At 63.0% G+C, this 20,364-nt stretch carries 11 protein-coding genes; 2 read left to right on the forward strand and 9 right to left on the reverse strand.

The window, feature by feature from the left end:
- The 9 genes from IV091_RS09765 to glnK all read right to left on the reverse strand — a co-directional run.
- The coding region (locus IV091_RS09765) for a hypothetical protein (protein ID WP_293468136.1) at positions 1–1,783 on the reverse strand (1,783 nt) is incomplete at its 3' end.
- Positions 1,784–1,967: 184 nt separating this feature from the next.
- Entirely contained in the window at positions 1,968–8,057 is a 6,090-nt protein-coding gene (locus IV091_RS09770; protein WP_293468138.1) for an SdrD B-like domain-containing protein, read from the reverse strand.
- Between the two features lie 120 nt (positions 8,058–8,177).
- On the reverse strand, positions 8,178–10,823 hold the full coding sequence (locus tag IV091_RS09775; protein WP_293468140.1) for a hypothetical protein: 2,646 nt from the start codon (positions 10,821–10,823) through the stop codon (positions 8,178–8,180).
- A gap of 119 nt (positions 10,824–10,942) precedes the next feature.
- A complete protein-coding gene (locus tag IV091_RS09780) occupies positions 10,943–11,449 on the reverse strand; it encodes a hypothetical protein (protein WP_293468142.1) in 507 nt (168 codons plus the stop codon).
- A gap of 633 nt (positions 11,450–12,082) precedes the next feature.
- A complete protein-coding gene (gene glcF / locus IV091_RS09785; RefSeq protein WP_293468144.1) occupies positions 12,083–13,321 on the reverse strand; it encodes a glycolate oxidase subunit GlcF in 1,239 nt (412 codons plus the stop codon).
- Positions 13,322–13,441: 120 nt separating this feature from the next.
- Positions 13,442–14,500 (reverse strand): glycolate oxidase subunit GlcE, encoded by a 1,059-nt coding sequence (gene glcE, locus IV091_RS09790; RefSeq protein WP_293468146.1) that lies wholly within the window; start codon positions 14,498–14,500, stop codon positions 13,442–13,444.
- 180 nt (positions 14,501–14,680) lie between these two features.
- Complete coding sequence (locus IV091_RS09795) at positions 14,681–15,604, reverse strand: SMP-30/gluconolactonase/LRE family protein (RefSeq protein ID WP_293468148.1); 924 nt, start codon at positions 15,602–15,604, stop codon at positions 14,681–14,683.
- 169 nt (positions 15,605–15,773) lie between these two features.
- Complete coding sequence (gene amt, locus IV091_RS09800; protein ID WP_293468150.1) at positions 15,774–17,345, reverse strand: ammonium transporter; 1,572 nt, start codon at positions 17,343–17,345, stop codon at positions 15,774–15,776.
- 30 nt (positions 17,346–17,375) lie between these two features.
- Positions 17,376–17,714, reverse strand: a complete 339-nt coding sequence (gene glnK / locus IV091_RS09805) for a P-II family nitrogen regulator (protein WP_293468152.1) — start codon at positions 17,712–17,714, stop codon at positions 17,376–17,378.
- Positions 17,715–17,910: 196 nt separating this feature from the next.
- Here glnK and IV091_RS09810 point away from each other — a divergent pair, with 196 nt between their 5' ends.
- Both IV091_RS09810 and IV091_RS09815 read left to right on the forward strand, forming a co-directional pair.
- Positions 17,911–19,452 (forward strand): YifB family Mg chelatase-like AAA ATPase, encoded by a 1,542-nt coding sequence (locus IV091_RS09810; protein WP_293468154.1) that lies wholly within the window; start codon positions 17,911–17,913, stop codon positions 19,450–19,452.
- A gap of 31 nt (positions 19,453–19,483) precedes the next feature.
- On the forward strand, positions 19,484–20,173 hold the full coding sequence (locus IV091_RS09815; protein ID WP_293468156.1) for a GntR family transcriptional regulator: 690 nt from the start codon (positions 19,484–19,486) through the stop codon (positions 20,171–20,173).
- Positions 20,174–20,364: the final 191 nt, after the last annotated feature.

A 20,364-nucleotide genomic window follows, 5' to 3' on the forward strand; every position in this document is an offset into this window, starting at 1 on the left:
CCAGCGTGGCGCTTTTACGGGTATTGGTAAAGGTGCACGCCACCACGTCGTTGTTGGCGGGCGTGAACGTAAAACTGGCGCCCGTGCCGGCGGTCACCACCGTGCCGCCCGTGCCACTGTTGGTGCAGGCATAGGTCGTGGTGTAGTTGGCCAGATTGGTGGCCGGCGTGGTCGAGGCTGCGGTTTCCGACACGGTGATGGGGACGCCTGCCGTGGCGACCAATGACACAGGTGCCGAGGTGACAGCGTTTCCCGTGCCCGTCGTGGTGACGGGCGTTGCGCCCGTCATGGCCAAAACAAACTGGTCGGTGCTGCGCACGCGTCCACCGCCCGCCGCGCTGATGGCTTTGTTCAAGGTGATTCTGGGCTTTGGCGTGTTGGTGTAGGTGCAACTGATGTCGTCGCCTGCAACAGGCGTGATGCTGGCACTGGTGGTGCTGACGTTATTGGGCATGGCGGAGTTGAGCGTGTACCCGGGCGTGCCGGACAAGGCATTGGTGCAGGTCAGGCGGGCGTCGTAGTTGTTCAGCACAGTCGTGCCGGCGGCCACATCGGCCAGGGTCAGCGCGACACCAGGACTGCTGTAGAAGGTGGTCGCGCCGCTGGTAGCGGCGCCGGCGGTCGTGGCCGATGCGCTTCCCTGCAAAGTCCCGCCGCCGCTGGCGCTCACGGTAAATTGATCCGTGCTGCTGACGCGCCCACCAACCGTTTTGGCAAGGCTTATTTTTGAGCTTTGCTGGTTGGTAATAGTGCAGCGTGCTGCATTGTTGGTCGCACTTAAATTGGCGGCAATACTGCGGTTCGGCAGGCTCGTTGTGATGGCGGGCGTGCCTGCGATGGGCGTGCAACTGATCGCATTGGCCGTAGATTCCCAACCAGGCGTTGCAGCCTCGGTAATTGTGAGTGTTTTTGAAGTGGTGGCATCCGCATCAATAAAAAACCTCGCAGTCTCGCCGCCTTTTAGGGAGACGTTGATCCCATCCGCTGCTGAATTAATTACAGCCGAAGTATAAACTGTGCCAATTTTTGTACCGACTTTAGAGTTAATCGGTCCGGTCACCCTGTAGACAAAGGACTGAGTCGTATTACCCGCAGGCAAGGTAGCCTTGGTCACATCAACATAAGCACCCACTTTAACGGGATTAATAGCATTAACCTTCCCAAAACCAGATTGGCATTTTGATGTGGTGTCGGTAAAGACATCGCCAGGACCGCTACAAAAATTACCGCCGGTATTTTGAAACCACGAAATGGTATAAGGAACGACCAAATCACTACCACCGGATGCGGCGTCGACCTGGCATTTCACCTTTATTTTATTAATAGTCGCAACGGTACTTTCGTAGGGTGGCGCAGCATTGTTTAAGGTCTGAAGGTCTCCGCAAACATCGTTCGTCGCATTATTCCAGGGGAGTGGTGAAACCGGGAATACATTGACCGAACAAAGATCAGGAGACGTACTGGCAACGGTATTTCCCGGAATATTTCCATTTTGTCCTACAAAAAACCCGACATTGTAGCGATTCGCCTTACTTCCCGAAAGCTGCAAATCCACCAGAAAATCAAAACTCTCTCCCGCGACACAAAAAGGTGGCGTACCCGCGGCGGCACTAAAACTGGTAATCACCGTAAATTCATTGGCCGTGCAATTTAGCGGACCACCCGCGCGAGTTCCCAAACATGTTTGATCCTGCGTCGATGAAATTACCCCAATATCGACAAGCGCCCAGACAGACGAAAATGAACCCAACAAAAATATAACAAATAAAAATATACGAAACATACTTTTTAAATACTCAAAAACAACTCTTTTTCAAACCCAATTAAAATCCGATAAAAATCGTCTTTATTGGGAAAAATCTCCACATGCCTGCCCTTGCGGCATGCCACGTACCGCACGCGCAGTCGAGACCCAGCAAGCAAAACAGTGCGGCCTTCAATCATGCAGGCATCTGAGCCCAGGCACATCATTGATCAATTTTTTGCATTATGGCGTGGACACGGGTTCCAGCTTCAAACAGGTTTTCATCAAACTTGAAGCGCATCCGCAGGTACAGGCCGCGCTGGGTATACGCCTCTCCGGCCAGTTCCGCGGCGTTAAAGCCCTTGATGTTGTAGCCCAGTGACAGCCACAGGTTTTTCCAGGCCAGGTAACCCACTTCGATCCCAACGGCGCTTTCAGCGGCGCCGTCGCCCCACATGCGGTAACCTTGCAGGCCCACGTCCCAGCGTTCGGTCATGTCCCAGGTCGAGCGGGCGCCCGCCAACTGGGTCAAGGACTTGCTAACCAGGCCGTTGGAACGGTCGGTAACCCACTTGGCGGCGTAACGCCCGGTGACCAGCCAGCGGCGGTCAGGCTGAACGTTGACATGGGAGGAGATGATCCAGGCGGATTCATCGCGCATCAAGCCTGCGCCCAGGGTGCTGTCCGCGTCGCGCTTGTATTCGATGCGGCCCAGCGCGTTCCAGACGTTGGTCTGCACCGGGCGATACGCAAAGCCCGACTGCGCCGTGACAAGTTGGCGTTCTCCGCCCGCGACCCCCGAGCTGGTTTGCGTACTGTACAAGGCGCGGTTCAGCAGCGTCCACTCTTCGTCGAGTTTGTGGGCCATCGCGGCGGTGAGCAGCCAGCTGCGCGTGGTGGCGGACGTTTGCCACTGCGCCTGGCCAGAGGCCTTCCAGTCGCTGGCCACGGCGTAGTCCACGGCTACCGTCACGGCGCTGGAGTCGTTGGCGACGCCGCCCGACAGGGGCTTGATGCGCTGCAGGCTGCCGCTCAGCCCCAGGCCGCTTTCAAGGCGCCAGAGCCGGCGCAGGCCCACTGCGGCTTCGCTGCTGCGGCCATGAATGCTGTCCCCCACCCGGTACTCGTTGAACACTTGCGTACTGTCGGAAAGCGCGGTGTTGAGACCCGCCACCGTGGTGTATTGCGACACCGCAGGATTGAGTGTGTAGATGCCGTTCAGGCTGTTGATGAAGTCGTGACGGACATACAGCTTGGTCGTGGGGTTGATCGCGTAGTTGCCGCCCACGCCGATCTGGTGCCCATCGCTGCCGTCAATGGCATACTCGGCCAGTCCAAAAACCTCGGCCTGGGGCAGGCCAGGCACCGGCACGGTGAGCTTGAGGCGCGCGCTGGTGGTACCAACCTGGGGTGAATCGGCCACTGCCCCGGAAGGTGCCGGCACCGGAATCAATGCACCGGGCATGGGCAGGGCGGGCAACACCGAATAGGCATTGGCGCGGCCGTAGCGCACGCCCACTTCCAGTTTGGCATTGCCCGGCAGACTGTGCTCAAGCTTGAGTTCCATGCCGGTTTGCTCAGCGCCCGTGACGCTGTTGGAGCTTTTCAGGGCCTCGGCCACCAGCCGATTTGTCTCATCGACGCGGTAGCCCGCCTTGGCGCCGTATTCCGACTGGCCGGCGGACTGCCGGCTGTTGGGGTTGTAAAACCCGGCATCGGTGCGCGCGCCCCAGGCATGGGCCTGCAGTTGCGTGTCTTCATGGCGAATTTCCACGCGCTGGCCGCTGCCGCTGCCTTGCAGGTCGGTGCGGCTGCGGGCCAGCTCGGCCGTGGCAACCGTCTTTTCGCCCAGCTTGGCCGTCAGGTTGACGCCGGCCAGGTTTTGGACATTGAGCGGATCGGCGTCGCGCAGGACTGTTGCGCCCAGCGTCACGCCCCCGCCGAGCTGGACCCTGGCGTCGGCACCTGCGACGGTGTGCTTGGGGCCGCCCGCGTCGATGGCGTAGCCGACCCGGATGAACACCGGATTGAGGTCCGCGTCCACGCTGGGCACCGGGCTCTTGAGCAGCAACTGGCCCGTGAACGGCTCCAGTTCATAGTCAGTGAAGGCGGCCAGCGGCGTGTCCTTGACCACCACCGAGGGCTGGTTGCGGTTGCGCGTGAGGATATTGACTTGCTGGCTGTTGACCACACCGTTGACATCAAGCCGGAATGGCCCGGAGGTGCCGTTGGCACGAAATTCCTGAACGATCTGCCGGCTGGAGGTGCGGCTGGCAAACCCCTCGACCGTGACGGCCCCCTCTTGCCAGCGCCCCTTGGCGCCATTGAGCGCGCGCGTGTACTGCGTCAACTGGCGTGCGGGGTTGTCGGTCTGGGTGGTGTAGTCACCAAGCAGCGCGTAGTTGCTGCCGTTTTGCAACATGACGTAGAGCTTGCCGGTGGACTGGGCATCAAAGCCGCGCGCCGACGAGTCGCCATACACCGGGTAGAACTGGTTGGGCTGAATATCGCGAAATAGCGCCGTGTCTGAAGGCTTGTCCGAGTCGTAGGCCAGCGTCAGCAAGGTCGAGCCAAGCACCTTGCCTTTCAAAAAGAGCGCGGTGCGCGCAGCCACGTCACCCTTGCCGCTGCCAAGACTGCGCGACATGCTTTGAATCTGGCGCTCGAACACATCCCCGCTTTGCGCAGGCTGCAAGGCCGCAGGGTTGAGGTTGCGCAGATTGATGGTGCCCTCGACCAGGCCGGCGGCAATCATGGGGCGCAAATTCGGCATGAATTCGACTTGCGTGGCGGACTTGAGCGCTCCGCTGGTCGCGACCAGTTCGGCCTTGCCGGGCTGGGCTGGCGGCAGCAACAGGAAGCGGCCCACGCCGCCTTCAACAAACACCTGGATGCCCGGCTGGCGCGGGTCAAGGTCGGGCGTTTGCCACTGGCCCATGCTGGCCTGCAGGGTGACCTGCTGGCGCCCCGCCACCGGCAGGTCCTGCGCGTCGCGCAGCAACACGGCCACCGGCACGGCACTGGCACCATCGGCCACGGGCTGCGGTGGTGCGTCGATCAGGATGCGGGCCAGCGGACCGGGCGCGCGCACGGTAATCTGGGCGCTGCCGCGGGTATTGCCAAACCCGTCGAGCGTGCGCACGCGCAATGTGTTGCGGCCAGCGGCAAGGTTCACGCCAATGTATTCCCAGGCGAGGGTGGCGGTTTTTTCAAGACTGCTTTTTTTGCCCACCTGGCTGACGGGCACCAGCTGGTCATTGACCAGCAGTTCAAAGCTGACGCCCAGCGGACCCTTGACCCGAACACGGGTCTGGTTGCTGGCGAGCACCTGCGCATCCTGCAGGCCGATAAACCCGACGTCGGAGTTCAGTGCCGACAGCAGGTCTTCCAGCGGCTCCAGCGTCGGTGCCGCATCTTCAGCAGCCGCCGACGACGGGGCGTCGGCGTCCAGGGTGCTCGCCGGCTGCGCCACGGCGAGCGGCGTGAAGAGGGGCGCGGGCAAGCCCTGGGCATTGGGCGCGTAAGGGCCGCCGGTATCGCCCACCGCGCCCAGCCCCGCCGCAGAAGGAAGCGGGGCGGTGGCTGCGCCAGGCAAGGCCAGGGCGTTCGCGCCAGCATTGGCCTGCAGTGCGCCGGGCAAACCCATGCGGCCGCTGGACGGCAAGGTGCGTGCGTCCGCCGTGACCGCGCCCGGGTTGGCAGACAGCAAGCGGCCTGCAGCCTGCAAAATTTCTGACGGATTGGCCAGCGCCTTGCGCCGCGCAAGGATTTGCGCGCGAATGTCAGGGCTGCATTCGTTCACGGCAAAGTCGGCCTTGCGCAACTCGCCGTGGGTCAGGTCGACAAACTGGCTGGCCGCATCCAGCGCGCTGCGGTTGTTCAACACCTTGAGCGTGGCGCCTGCCGGCAAGGTGGTGCTGTCCAGCTTGGCCACATGGGTGCGCGGGCTCAGGCCATAAAAGCTGTATTTGCCTTCTTCATCCGTCACGGCGTAGGTACCGTCTTCCAGGTAAATCCGCACGCCGGGAATGCCGGGGTCACCGGCATTTTGGACGCCGTTTTGTTCTTCATCGCGGGTGTCGTCCTTGCGGCAATCCGCAAACACCTTGCCCACCAGGTAAGCCTTCGCGGAAAAAACGCCACCAACCACCTGCACGCGCACGCTGGCGCGGTTGGACTGCATGCTTCGGCTGACGGCCTGCGCGGTATTGATGCCGTCGCCCCCCTGGCTGCCCGCGCCCACGCGCACCCGGTAGCTCAACACCGGATTTTTGCCGGGAACGATGCTGCCCACCGCAAACCGCAAACTGACGCCAGAACCGCCGGACGGGTCGGCCAGCAGCACGCCGTCAAGCCGCGCCGTGCCGCGCACGTAGGCAAACCCCGCAGGGAGGCTGTCGTTCACGACGGTGTTGATCAGGATGGCCGGGGTCACGTTGTCCAGCGTGATGGCGTAATTGACGAAGTCGCCGACTTCAGCGGTTTTTTTGTTGGCGGTTTTCTGGATGAACAAGCCCCCCGAGCTGCCAAGGTCCAGCGGGATGTCAAAGCTCACGGGCAAAAGGTCGACCACGAAGAGGCCGCCGTAAGAGCCCGGTGTTTCAAGGTCGCGACCGGCGGGCTGCTGGTCCATGGGCAGCAGGGACGGAAAGGTAAAGCCGGCCGGCGGCGTCACCAGCAGCCGGTAGGTGCTGGGCGCCACCAGCGGAAAATCGTAGCGGCCATCGGCGCCCGTGACGATGGTGCTGGGCGCTGGCATGGTGCCATCGGGCTGAAACACGATGGCGGCGCCGCCTGCCTTGCCGCCGTTGCCCGCGCCAGTCACGTCTATCAGTTGCACGCGCGCGCCGGCCACGGGCAAATTGGTCTGGCTGTCGTAGAGCACTCCGCTGGGGTCGATCAGCATGGTGGCGGCGGCGTTCACGGCAACGCCGCCGCAGGCCGTGATGGAGGCCGTGATCTGGTCGTCGCGCAGCACCTCCAGCGTGCCGTTGCCTGAGGCCACCACCGTCACCGCCCCGTTGGTCGTGGGCACGTTGGGCAAAATGCGGTACACACCGCTGTTGGGCGCGGTTTCAGTGGCGGTGAAGGTTTCAACATCGCCCGTCAGCCGGCTGAGCAGCTTGACCGGCACCGTGGCGATTTGAACCGGATTGCCGGTGCATGCGGTCGCATTGACCTGCACAAACAAGGGGTTGCCGGGCGTACCTTGTGACGTGAGCCGGGTGTATTGCGCGCTGGTGTAAAAGGAAATGCTGGTCGGGTACACGGGCAGCACGACCCGCACGGAGTTGCTAATGGTGCTGAGCGGGGCACCGAGGTCGCGCCAGTCCGCGTACGCCGGGCCTTCAATCGTGCCCACCGCACTGGCGTTGACGCGGACGCTCAATTGGCCCTGCAGGCGGGTTGCCTGGGGCAAATTGGCCACTCCCCAAGCCACGGCGTCAACCACCGCCCCCGCTGGCACGGCGGACACGTAACTGTTGGCCACCGTGCCCTGCACATGGTAGAGGGTCTGGGCGCCAGGGGTGGTGGACGCTTGCACGGAGACCAAAGACACGTTGGTCAGCATGGGCACGCGCAGCACGAACAAGGAGGCCGGCGCACCGTTCACGATGACGTCCATGGGCAAGGCCGCCATATTGCCGCTGTTGGTGACGGTTGCCGTCAGGCCCAGGTCAACCCCCACGGTGGCCGTGGCGGATGACACAACCAGCACCACCCCAAGGACGGCACCGCTGGTGAACGTGACAGTGTCGGTGTTGCTGGCCGTGGCGCCCTGCGACTGGCTCACGGCGCGCAGAACGATCTGGGCAGTTTGACCGGGCACAGCGGCGACTGGCGACTGGCCCGTGATCAGCAGATGGGCGCTGGCGCCGGCCACCAGCGACAGCGCGCCGCCAGCTGGAATGACCGGCTCGCCCGCATCAGCCCGGCCGTTGCCATTGACGTCATGCACCACCTGAAGATTGACCGGCGTGAAGCCGCTGCCCGAAGCAAGGGTTGCACTGATGAGGTAGCTGGTTGGCGCGTTTCCAGTGTTGGTCAGCGTATGGCTGATCGCGAAGGGGCCGCCGCTGCCGATCGGCACGCTCTGGCTGCTGGTCAGCGTGAGGGCTTCAAGCGCGGTCACGCGGGTGTTCACGGTGTTGGATTTCAGCTGCGCCGCAAGCCCGGTGGCCACATCCAGAAAAGTGGCTGTGGCCGTGTTGCTGATGACCGTGCCCAAAGCCACAGGCGCCGCTTGCACTGCAGCCACGCAAAGCAGCAGCAGACACAGGGGCAACAGTTTGCGCAGTAGTCGATAGAACATGAGGAAAAAATGGGACCGGCAGGTTGCGGTAAGCCGCTTTTCACAATCTGCAAGTGCTGCAGATTGTGAAAAGCGGAGGAAGGCTTTCACCTTCCTCCGCACAGCACTGAGAGTGCTGGCTTAGTTGTTGATCTTCACACCGAAGGTCAACACAGCCGACTGGCCAGGCGCCAGGGTGCCAACGGTGGCGGTGATGGTGCCGGCCGCACCCACCAAAGGAGCACCGGCGGCAATCGTGCCCACCGAAGTGGCAGGCGCGGTGCTCAGCAAGGTGTAGCTGGGCGTGGCGTCCGACACGACGACGGCTGTCGCGTCGGCCGAGCCCACGTTGGTCACCGTGATCTGGTACAGCACGCACTCGCCGGGCTTGGCACTCAGGCTGCCCGTGCCGTAGGTCGTGTCAGCAACACCGTCGCAGGTCACGTCCAGCGACTGGCCTTTGTTCAGCGTCAGGTTACCGGCGATCACCGTGGTGCTGTCCGTCGCAACCGACGGCGCAGGCGCCACGACGATATACGTGTTGGTACCGTTGGCGGAAGTCGCCGTGATGGTGGTCGCATTCACGGAGGCGGGCACAGCGCCACTCGGGGCAATCACCTTGTTGAACACGGTGATGGACTGGCCAGGAGCCAAGCCAAGGGCCAGCACGGCATGCAGGCTGCCCGAAATCAGCGGATCAGCCGCATCCAGCCCACCGCTGCCGTTCAAGTCGTAATACATCACGGATGTCCAGCCGGCCTGGTTGTTGGCAGAGGGCAGCGTGATGGTACTGACGGTACCGTTGCCTTCCAGCACGTTGCCGGTGTTGGTCAGCGTGTGGCTGTAGACATAGGAGCCGCCAGGGTAGGTTTGACCCGTGCCGTTAGGCGTGATGCTGAGGGAGCGCACGGCATTGACCGTCACGGCATCATGCAAAGTGTCGCTGACACCGGAGGTCGGCGATAGCGTGCGGAAATACAGATCGCTCGTTCCTGCGGCAACCCCTGCCGGCACCGTGACCACGGCGCAGACCATGACAGAACCACCGGCTGCCACGGAACCCGTGTTGGTGATGGTGGCGCCGGTGGTGGTACAAACGTTTCCAACGTTTGCCTTGAAGGTCACGGTCCAGCCCGCAGGCAGGATCGTGCTGCCGAAACCGGCCACCGTGCTGGCGCCCAGGCTGTAGCTGTCAGGCGATGGGCCGGTGTTGTTGGCCACCAGCGTGAACACCGTGGTGTTGCCAGGGTTCACGCTGTTGGTCACCAGTGCGGAGACCTCGGGACCCGCACCGCTACCCAGCACGCCAGCGGCGCCAATAGCGGCGTTGTTGGTCAGGTCCATAGAGGCCGCAGTGATCGCCGAGAGCGTGTCGGTGGCCGTTGTAGACACGCCCGGGTTAAATACCGAGGTGGCCGTTTTCACGACGCTGAATGGTGCGTTTGCGTTGGTCGCGTTCAGGGGCAAGGTGGCCTTGAGGATCACGTTGTAGGAAGCACCGGGAGCCAAAGGACCGGTGTCGATGATGCCGTCAAGGGCGGTATCCACCATCGGGGTGACGCCATCGCTCTTGAACAGCTGGAAGGTGGTGCCCGCAGGAAAGCTGCCGGTGGACAGCGTGATGTTGAAGCTGTCGGTGCTGTTGCCGTTGTTGGTCACCAGGTTGGTGAAACTGACCGTGGAGCCGGGTGCCGCAGGACCTGGCACCGTATCGCCGGTGAAGCTCAAGGCAGCCGCTTGCAGCACGTTGAAAGGCACGGTGTTGGACGTGCCGGTCACGGTGGTGCCTGCGCCATTGTTGTAGGACGTTGTGGCGGTGTTGTTCTGAACACCGGCTGTCGTGCCAGCAAGCACATTCACCTGAAAGCTGAGGGTACCCGACTGGCCTGCCGCGACCTGTGCCAGGGTGGCCAGGAAGGTTTTGCTGCCTGCGGTGTAGGAAGATACCAGGGTGTTGGGCGCAGTGCCCGCAGTCGCGCCAGCGTCGCTCAGCGCCGTAGTGCCTGTCACACTCCAGCGCGCCGACGTCGCCACATAGCTCATGCCTGCAGGGATCACGTCGGTGATCGCCACGGCGGTGGCAGTGCTGTTACCGGTGTTGGTGTAGGTCAGGGTGTAGGTGTAAGGACCGCTGCCTGGCGCACCGCTGGCGGCGCTGATGGACTTGGTCAGTGTGACCACTGCGTTGCCCGTGACGGTGGTGGTATCGGTGTTGGACTGGGTCAAGGCAGAGAACGCGCTCGTTCCCGTCACGGTGATCACATTGGTCTGTCCTGACGTCGCCGTGCTGGGCACTGTGCCCGTCACGATGAAATTAAAGGCGCTGCCCGAAGCGAGTGCACCGGTGGACGTGATGGCCGGACCGGTGGGCGCACCGCTGCCGTTGTCGACAAAGATCTGCACGTTCGCCAGTTGGAAAGGTGTCGCTGCGCTGGCCGCTGCCAGGCTAAACGTGTCCGAGCCGTTGCCGGTATTGGTCAGGGTGTGCGGGTAGTACACCACGCTGCCTGGCGTGGCGGTCTGGGCACCATTGGCCACAAGCGTCATGCTGGCCACCTGGGTGACCGAGGTGCTTACGGTGTTGGACGTTACGGTGCGCGCAACGCCGGAGACGTCGGTGTAGGCCGCGGAAGCCTGGTTACTGATGGACGTGCCCGCTGGCGGCGCGGCCGCATGCGCCCCGATGCCGGCAAACGCCAGCAGCAGGGTAACAAACAGCCCGACCAGCCAATGCGTAAAGAAATGAGGCAGCCGAAGGGGCTGCGGACCTGGGGGTGTGGCGTACATGATGGGGCTTACTCCTGGTTTCTTGGGTGAACGTTAATTTCAGAAAAAGATAAAAATGACGCACGAGGACTCCCCGAACCGCAGGGTTCGGTATCGAAGCGTGGAAAACGGGGCTTACTTCACGGCTTGGCTCTGGCGCTGACGCTGGACTCGGGGGCATCAATGCGCACCCGCAACCCGACCGCAGCACTGCCACCTGCAGCCAGGGTGCCGACTTCCCAGCGCAGGGCGCGGTATTGCTCCAGCGGCACGGGCTCCGCTCGTTCAGCACCGTTGGACTGTTTGACCATGCGCATCAGGGGCATGGGGGCAAAGCGGGCGCCGTCCGTTGACGCCTGCGCGGCGGCAGGCGAGGCGCTGCCCGCAACAAACGTGGTGCCCATGGGCACCGGCACGGTCGCCAGCAGCTTGGCCGCCGCCGCAGTGCCGCCGTTGCGGTAGGTGCTGCTGTAGTCAATCAGATCACCCGGCTTGCCTTGTGCGGCAGGCCGGAGAACGGCCTTGCCATCGACCATGTCCACGCGTTGCGCGAGGAGCGTCGAGGTCACGTCGGCACGCTGAGCCCAGGCGGCCTGCCCCATGGCCAGGCTGGCGGAAAAAATACAGAGACTTAAAAGCGACTTCATCATCGAATACCCCGTTGTCAGGCCTCAAAACTCGACTGCATGACCTTGTTTTGATCGTTTGGCAGCGGGTTCTTAAGAAAAATAATTACATTTTGATATGAACTAATTTAAGCTTTTTTTACAAAAAATTAATTTTTCCCCGCTAAACAAACTCCAAAAAAGCATAAAAAGTCACCATTTTTATGAAAATTCTTTCATATTTCCAACATCTTCATGGAAATTTTTGGATATTTAATTGTTTTCAGACTTATTTACTTACATGAAAATCAGTAGATCTGTAACGGCCATCGACGCCAACGATGACTTCCGGCAGGTTTTTCCGGTTTCCGCGATGCGCAAGCCCACAGGATTTTTTGAACAGCAGCGCTGATCCTGGCGCCGAAAACGATCGCGGACTTTGCAGGAACACTGCGCCAGGGAAGGGGCTCAAATTTGAAGTGCAGCGCCTTGCTCAATCAAGGGCTGCAGATGAAAGAACTCCGGCATTGCCGAACAGTTCAGAGTGGAGCGCGCATGGCGCTGCCGCAAGGGCAAGACCAGGACTTGATGGGGAGCCATCGCCCAAACGGGGGGAGAGCGAAGACCAGGGCGCTGAGAAGGTGATGCACCAAGGCGCCAAAGAGACGAAAACCGCTATTTATTCAATAGCGCTTCATCCAGCACTTCGACCCAATGCCGCACCGGCGTGGCGGTGCCGCTTTGCAAATGCGTAATGCAGCCGATGTTGGCCGACACAATCACTTCGGGCTGCATCTCGCTCAGGTTGGCGAGCTTGCGGTCGCGCAGCTGGTAGGAAATTTTGGGGTTAAGCACTGAATAGGTGCCCGCCGAGCCGCAGCACAAATGGGCTTCGCAGCTGGCGACCTTGATATCAAAACCGAGCGCGCCCAGATGCTGCTCCACGCCGCCGCGCAGTTGCTGGCCGTGCTGCAGGGTGCAGGGCGGGTGAAAGGCAATCTGGCCTGCGCGGGCGGCGACCTGGGGACGCAGTTGCTCCACCAGTTCTGGCAGCAACTCGCTCAGGTCGCGCGTCAAGGCGCTGATGCGGGCGGCTTTGTCGGCGTAGACCGGGTCGCCCTTCAGTATGTGCCCATATTCCTTGACGGTGACGCCACAGCCCGAGGCGTTCATGACGATGGCTTCCACACCCGGCTCAGTGCCCGCGTCCACATAGGGCCACCAGGCGTCGATGTTGCGCCGCATCTCGGCCTTGCCGCCGTCCTGGTCATTGAGGTGAAACTTCACGGCGCCGCAGCAGCCGGCCTTGGGCGCCAGCACGGCCTGAATGCCGGCGGCGTCCAGCACGCGGGCGGTGGCGCTGTTGATGTTGGGGCTCATGGCGGGCTGCACGCAGCCGGCCAGCATCAGCACCTTGCGCGGGTGCCGGCGGGTCGGCCAGCGGCCGGCATCCTGGGGGGCGGGCACCTTGTTTTTAAGCGATGCGGGCAGCAGGCCGCGTACCGCCTGGCCCAGCTTCATGGCGGGCGCAAACAGCGGCGACGGCAGGCCTTCCTTCAGCGCCCAGCGCAGGGCGTTTTCAGTGGCCGGACGCGGTACGCGTTCATCGACCAGCTTGCGGCCAATATCGATCAGGTGGCCGTACTGCACGCCGCTGGGGCAGGTGGTTTCGCAGTTGCGGCAGCTCAGGCAGCGGTCCAGGTGCAACTGGGTTTTACGCGTGGGCACCTCGCCTTCGAGCACCTGCTTGATCAGGTAGATGCGCCCGCGCGGACCATCGAGCTCGTCGCCGAGCAGCTGGTAAGTCGGGCAGGTGGCGGTACAAAAACCGCAGTGCACACACTTGCGCAAAATGGCTTCAGCCTCTTTTCCGTCGGCGGTGTGGATGAATTCGGGGGCGAGCTTGGTTTGCATGATGTTCAGGACGCTGGGTCAATCACCTTGGCCTTGCGACGCAGGCTGCGCAGAAGGTCGGCATGAAAAGGGGGCAAGGACGGGGCGGGCAGCAAAATGGCCAGCAGCGCAGGCACGGTTTTACCAGTCGGCCGACAGGCGGCCGGGATTGAATATGCCGGCCGGGTCAAACTGCTGTTTCAGCGCGTGATGAATGCGCGCCAGCGGGGCACTGAGCGGCGTGAACACCGGCACGCTTTTGTCGGCGGCGCGAAACAGCGTGGCATGGCCCAAGGCTTGGGCGGCCGCCTGGCGAATCGACGGCGCCTGGCTGGCGGGCCGCTTGAGCCAGCGCTGGGCGCCGCCCCACTCCATGAGTTTGGGACCAAGATCAAGCGCGGCAGCTGTGTCGGGTACGCTGACGCGCCACAGCGACTCGTCGCCCTGCAACTCAAAAAATGGCAAGGTCTGCTCGCGCAGGCCGGACCACAGGGCGCCGGCCGTGCTGTCGGCCGCTTCACCGCCCAGGGTGACGCGCGCAGCGGCCACCGCCGCCTTGGCGCCGCGCAGCCGCACGGCCAAATGGCCGTCTTGCCAGCAGGACGCGTTGATGGGCAGAGGCAACCCGCCCCAGCGGTTCAGTTGCTTCAGGGCCTGGGCCTCGGTCATCTCGAACAGCAGCGTGCTTTCAGCGGGCGCCACCGGCAACACCTTGAGCGAGACCTCCAGCAGCAGCGCCAGGGTACCGAGCGAGCCGGCCATCAAGCGGGACACGTCGTAGCCCGCCACGTTTTTCATGACCTGGCCGCCAAAGGTCAGCACCTCGCCCTTGCCGTTGACCAGCGTGACGCCCAGCATGTAGTCGCGCACCGCCCCGACGCTGCCGCGCGCCGGGCCATTGAGGCCGCTGGCCACCATGCCGCCGACCGTGGCGTTCGGACCGAAGTGCGGCGGCTCGAAGGGCAGGCACTGGCCTTGCGACGCCAGCAGCGCCTCCAGCTCGGCCAGCGGCGTGCCGGCGCGCACGGTCACCACCAGTTCGCTGGGCTCATAGCTGAGTACCCCTGAAAAGGCGCGCATGTCGAGCAGGTCCCCCTTCAGCGCCTGGCCGTAAAAATCTTTGCTGCCGCCCCCGCGAATGCGCAGCGACTGGCCTGCTGCGGCTGCGGTGCGTACGCGCTCGGCGATTGAAGCGGTCATGTCGGTATCTGAATCCATGAGCACCATGGTAAGCGCCTCAGGCGCCGGGGCGGTTTGATTTTTTTGAATGGGGTTTGTTCGGATTTTTTGCAGCGGCATGGCCATGCGCCAGAAATCGGCATCAAATCAGAATCAAGCCCAATATTTACGGGATCAATTAGCTATTTATTTAATAGCAATTCAGTCGATAAAGAAATTGACCGGCAAGCCCGGCACCTCGACCTGCATGGAAAACACACAACCCGACTGCGGGTAGATTTGCAGCTCCCGGGCCGGCCGGCCGTGGCGGGCGCTGGTCAGGTACAGCGTTTTCAGGTCGTCGCCGCCAAAGCACGGCATGGTCGGGCATTGGGCAGGAACGGCAAACTCGGCCAGCAACGCGCCGGTGGGCGAGAGCTTGAGCAGCCGGGCGCCTTCGTACATGGCGACGTAGTAGTTGCCTTGCACGTCCACCGCCGCACCGTCGGGCCGGCCGCCGTAGCCCGCCATGCCGGGCTGCCAGCCTTCGGGCTTGCCGGGCCACTGGCAAAACACCCGCTCGCGGCGCAAGGTGTTGGTGGCAGCATCCCAGTCCCAGGCACGAATGGTGTGGCGCGGCGTGTCGGTCCAGTACAAGGTGCCGGCGTCAGGCGACCAGGCCAGGCCGTTGGCGGTGGTGGCGTTGCCGGCCTTGAGTTCAAGCGCGGGCGCGGGGCCGCGGCCATCCAGTGAAAACAGCTGCGCCCGGGCGGCATCGCGTGGCTCGTAAATGGTCCCGGCCCAAAAGCGTCCCAGCGGGTCGGCCTTGCCGTCGTTGAAACGGGTGGTGGCAGGGTCGTGCCGCGCGGGCGCCAGCAACTCCAGCGCCCCGCCCCACTGGCGCGCGCGATAAATTCCGCTTCGCAGCGCGATCACCAGGCCGCTAGCCTGCCCCTGCGTTTTGGCGGGGGCGATGCAGCCGGGCTCCGAGGGCATGGCCCAGCTTTCATGCGTGCCCATGAACACGTTGGCGCGATGAATCTGCCGGGCCGCAATGTCGACCCAGTACAGCAGCTGCTCGTCGGGGTGCCAGAACGGGGACTCGCCCAGTTCGCTGGGCGCGGTCACTACGGTGTGCCAGGTCATGGGGGGGTTTCCTTGAAAAAGCGGGTCGGCCGATGTAGCCAGCGCAAACTGTACAGGCAAAAAAAACAGCCCGCTGGCTTGGCACCAGCGGGCTGAACATCACAATGAGACTATTTTTGGCCATCAGGCAAACTGCCTTTGCAGGGCAGTCCGCCTGGCGTTTTCAAGCTCAGCGGTTATAGGCAGTTTCACCGTGCGAGGTGATGTCCAGGCCTTCACGCTCGTCTTCTTCGCTGACGCGCAGACCAATCGTCAGGTCCACCACCTTGTAGGCGATGAAGGACACGACGCCCGACCACACCAGGGTGATCAGCACGGCCTTGGCCTGAATCCAGACTTGCGACACGATGGAGTAGTCGGCAGCGGTGATGCCGGTAGCCGTCACCCAGTCAGCCACAAAGCCGGGACCGCCCAGGCTCGGGGAGTTGAACACGCCGGTCAGCAGCGCACCCACAATACCGCCCACGCCATGCACGCCAAACACGTCCAGCGAGTCGTCTGCGCCCAGCAGCTTTTTCAGGCCATGCACGCCCCAGAGGCAGGCGAAGCCGGCCACGAGGCCAATCACCAGACCGCCGCCGATACCGACGTTGCCGGCAGCGGGCGTGATGGCGACCAGACCGGCCACGGCACCGGAGGCGGCGCCCAGCATGGAAGCCTTGCCGCGCATCAGCGCTTCACCGACGCACCATGCCAGCACCGCAGCCGCCGTAGCGCCCAGGGTGTTGATGAAGGCCAGGGCCGCAAAGCCGTTGGCTTCGAGCGCGGAGCCGGCGTTGAAACCGAACCAGCCGACCCACAGCAATGCGGCACCGACCATGGTCAGCGTCAGGCTGTGCGGGGCCATGGCTTCCTTGCCGTAGCCGATACGCTTGCCCACCATGTAGGCACCGACCAGCCCGGCCACCGCCGCATTGATGTGCACGACGGTGCCGCCGGCAAAATCAAGCGCGCCGGACTGCCAGATGTAGCCGGCCTTGCTGGTCATGGCGTCCACCACGTCTGCGCTGGTGTAGGCATCAGGACCCATCCAGAACCAGACCATGTGCGCGATCGGGAGGTAGCTGAAGGTGAACCAGAGCACCATGAACAGCAGCACCGCCGAGAACTTGATGCGTTCGGCAAAGGCGCCCACGATCAGGCAGCAGGTGATGCCGGCAAAGGTGGCCTGGAAGGCGGCAAACACGATTTCAGGAATCACAACGCCCTTGCTGAAGGTGGCCGCGTTGGCAAACGTGCCGGCGGTGTTATCCCAGATGCCTTTCATGAACAGCCTGTCAAAGCCGCCAAAGAAGGCGCTGCCTTCGGTGAACGCCAGGCTGTAGCCGTAGATGAACCAAAGCACGACGATCAGCGAGAACGTGACCATGATCTGCATCAGCACCGACAGCATGTTCTTGCTGCGGACCAGGCCGCCGTAGAACAGGGCCAGGCCCGGCACGACCATCAGGATCACCAGAATGGTGGAGACCAACATCCAGGCGGTGTCGCCCTTGTTGGGGACCGGTGCCGGTGCGGCAGCCGGGGCGGCCTCGGGCGCAGCCGCTGCGGCAGCGGGTGCTGGCATGGCGACAGGCGCTGAGGCTGCATCGGCAGGTGTGGCCGTTGGGGCGCTTGCGGCTTCAGCAACGGCTGCAGCCGGCGCGGTAGCCGGCGCGGCGGCCGGCGCCTGGGCCAGTGCGGCCACGCTTGCGGTCAGCAGGCTCAGCCCCAGCGCAAGGGAAACGAGTAGTTTTTTCATGTCGGTGTTCTCTTTTTAGGGGGTTGGGCCTTACAGCGCTTCCTTGCCGGTTTCACCGGTGCGGATACGCACAACCTGCTCAAGGTTGTAGACAAAGACCTTGCCGTCGCCGATTTTCCCGGTGCGGGCAGCGCCTTCAATCGCCTCGATGACGCGGTCCACCAATTCGTCGGACACAGCGGCTTCGATCTTGACCTTGGGCAAAAAATCCACCACATACTCTGCGCCGCGGTACAGCTCGGTATGGCCTTTTTGGCGACCGAAGCCCTTGACTTCAGTGACCGTGATGCCTTGCACGCCAATGCCAGAGAGTGCTTCGCGCACTTCATCCAGCTTGAACGGTTTGATGATGGCCGTGATGAGTTTCATTTTTTGGATACCTCCAGGATTGTTAAAGCGAACACAGGATTCTTAGCATGTAACGTGCCAAACTTGCACAACCACCATGAACAGGTCTGCGCTTTACTGCCTGGCCGCGTTACAGTCAGGTAACACAAACACAGCATGCACCAATTTAGCGCGCGCAAGCTGCACAATTTTGAGACATTTGAACGAAAGTATCCCGATGAGCTTGTCTTTAGTGCACAGCCGCGCCTTGTTGGGGCTGGAGGCGCGGCCGGTTTGCGTGGAAGTGCATCTGGCCAACGGCCTGCCCAGCTTCACGCTGGTCGGTCTGGCTGAAACCGAGGTCAAGGAAGCCCGCGAACGGGTGCGCTCGGCGATCCAGAACACCGGACTTGAGTTTCCGGGCAACAAACGCATCACGGTCAACCTGGCCCCAGCCGATTTACCCAAGGATTCAGGCCGCTTCGACCTCGCGATTGCCCTGGGCATTTTGGCGGCCAGCGGGCAGATTGATGCGCGCAAGCTCAAAGGCTATGAATTTGCGGGCGAGTTGTCGCTGGGCGGCGACCTGCGGCCGGTGAAGGGCGCGCTGGCCATGAGCCTGGCCGTTGCCAACGATGCGCAGCATGCAGCCGGGACCCTGCCCAAGCTGGTGCTGCCCGAAGGCAGTGCCCAGGAAGCGGCGCTGGTGCCGGAGGCCGAAATTTACGGCGCCCGGCATTTGCTCGACGTGGTGCGGCAATTTCTGCCCGGCGATGCGGCGCAAGACGCGCCGGACGGCTGGTCGCGCGTGCTGCCGTGCGTGCCGCCGCCTGCGCCCACCTACCGGGACCTGGCGGACGTAAAAGGCCAGGCCGCTGCCCGGCGGGCGCTGGAGATCGCCGCCGCGGGCGGCCACAGTCTCCTGATGATGGGCGCGCCCGGCTCCGGGAAATCCATGCTGGCGCAGCGCTTTGCCGGCTTGCTGCCGGCCATGACGACGCAGGAAGCACTGGAAAGCGCTGCCGTGGCCTCGCTGAACGGGCGTTTTTCGCTCGAACAATGGGGCGTGCGACCCACCTGCGCGCCGCACCACACCGCCAGCGCGGTGGCACTGGTCGGTGGCGGCTCGCCGCCGCGGCCGGGCGAAATCTCGCTGGCCCACCGCGGTGTTTTGTTTCTGGACGAACTGCCCGAATTTCCACGTGCTGCGCTCGAAGCCCTGCGCGAACCGCTGGAGTCCGGCACCATCACGATTTCCCGGGCCGCGCACCGGGCCGAGTTTCCGGCGCGCTTCCAGCTGGTTGCGGCGATGAACCCCTGCCCCTGCGGCTACCTGGGCTCCAGTTTGCGGACCTGCCGCTGCTCGCCCGAGCAGGTGTCGCGCTACCAGGGCAAGCTCAGCGGCCCGTTGCTGGACCGGATTGACCTGCATGTGGAGGTCGGCGCGCTGGCCGCCGACGAACTGGTCAACACACCGCCCGGGGAAACCAGCGCAACGATCCGGGCGCGCGTGGTCACGGCGCGCGCGCTTGCCATGACCCGCCAGGGCAGCAGCAACCAGGCGCTCGAAGGCCAGGCCATTGATGCGCAATGCCAGCTTGATCCGGCAGCGGCAAAATTCCTCAACCTGGCGGCCACCCGGCTGGGCTGGTCAGGCCGGGGGATTCACCGCTGCCTGAAAGTGGCCCGGACCATTGCCGATCTGGCCGGCGCCAGCGCGGTGCAGGTCGCGCATGTGGCCGAAGCGGTGCAATACCGCCGCGCACTGAAAGGTGCGTGATGAACCCTCCGCCGCGTAGAATCCGTCCCGCATGAGCCCCACTCCTCCGTCATCTGCACTTCAGCAGATCAAGCAACGCCGCTCGCGCACGCTGACCACCATCGTGCGCGAGGAAATCGCCGGCATGATTGCGTCCGGCGAATTGTCGAGTGGCGACCGCATCAATGAGAGTGAACTGGCCACGCGGCTGGGCATCAGCCGGGGGCCGGTGCGGGAGGCCTGCCGCAGCCTGGAAGAAGCCGGCTTGCTGGTGAGCGTGGTGAACCAGGGCGTTTTTGTCCGGGAAATGACCCTGGACGACGCCCGCGAGCTCTACCAGGTGCGCGGCGCGCTGTCCGGCCTGATCGGCCGACTGGCGGCCGAGCACGCCACCAGTGCGTCACTGAAAACGCTGAGGGCGCTGGTGGACGCCATGAACGAAGCAGCCGACCAGCAGGACCTGTCGGGCTACTACAAGCTCAATCTTGAATTTCATGACCTGCTCATGAAAATCGCCAACAACCGAATGCTTGCTGACCTGTACCTGTCCGTCATCAAACAAACCCATCTGTTTCGCCGCCGCGGGCTGGTCCAGCAAGGCAGTCTGAAAACCTCCAACCAGGAGCATCAGGCCATTCTGGACGCCCTTGAAAGGCACGATGGCGCAGCGGCAGAACAGGCGCTGACCCAGCATGTCGCCAAGGGCTGGGCGCGGCTGGCGGCTTCGATAGAAGCCGCCTGACACCGCCGTTCACCCACCGTTCACCTCCGTTTTTCTTGCGCATACCCAGGCCGGGCGTCGGGCCCTACCTTGCTCAAAAAGGCAACTGTTGACAGTTGGCAGTCGAGGTCTATAATTTTTTTGGCAACCCTTGAAAGCGGCGGGGAGCAAATGATTAACAGACCAGATACGGCGACTGAAAAGTCGGTAAA

Source organism: Polaromonas sp. (genome assembly GCF_018780625.1).
GTDB lineage: Bacteria > Pseudomonadota > Gammaproteobacteria > Burkholderiales > Burkholderiaceae_C > Polaromonas.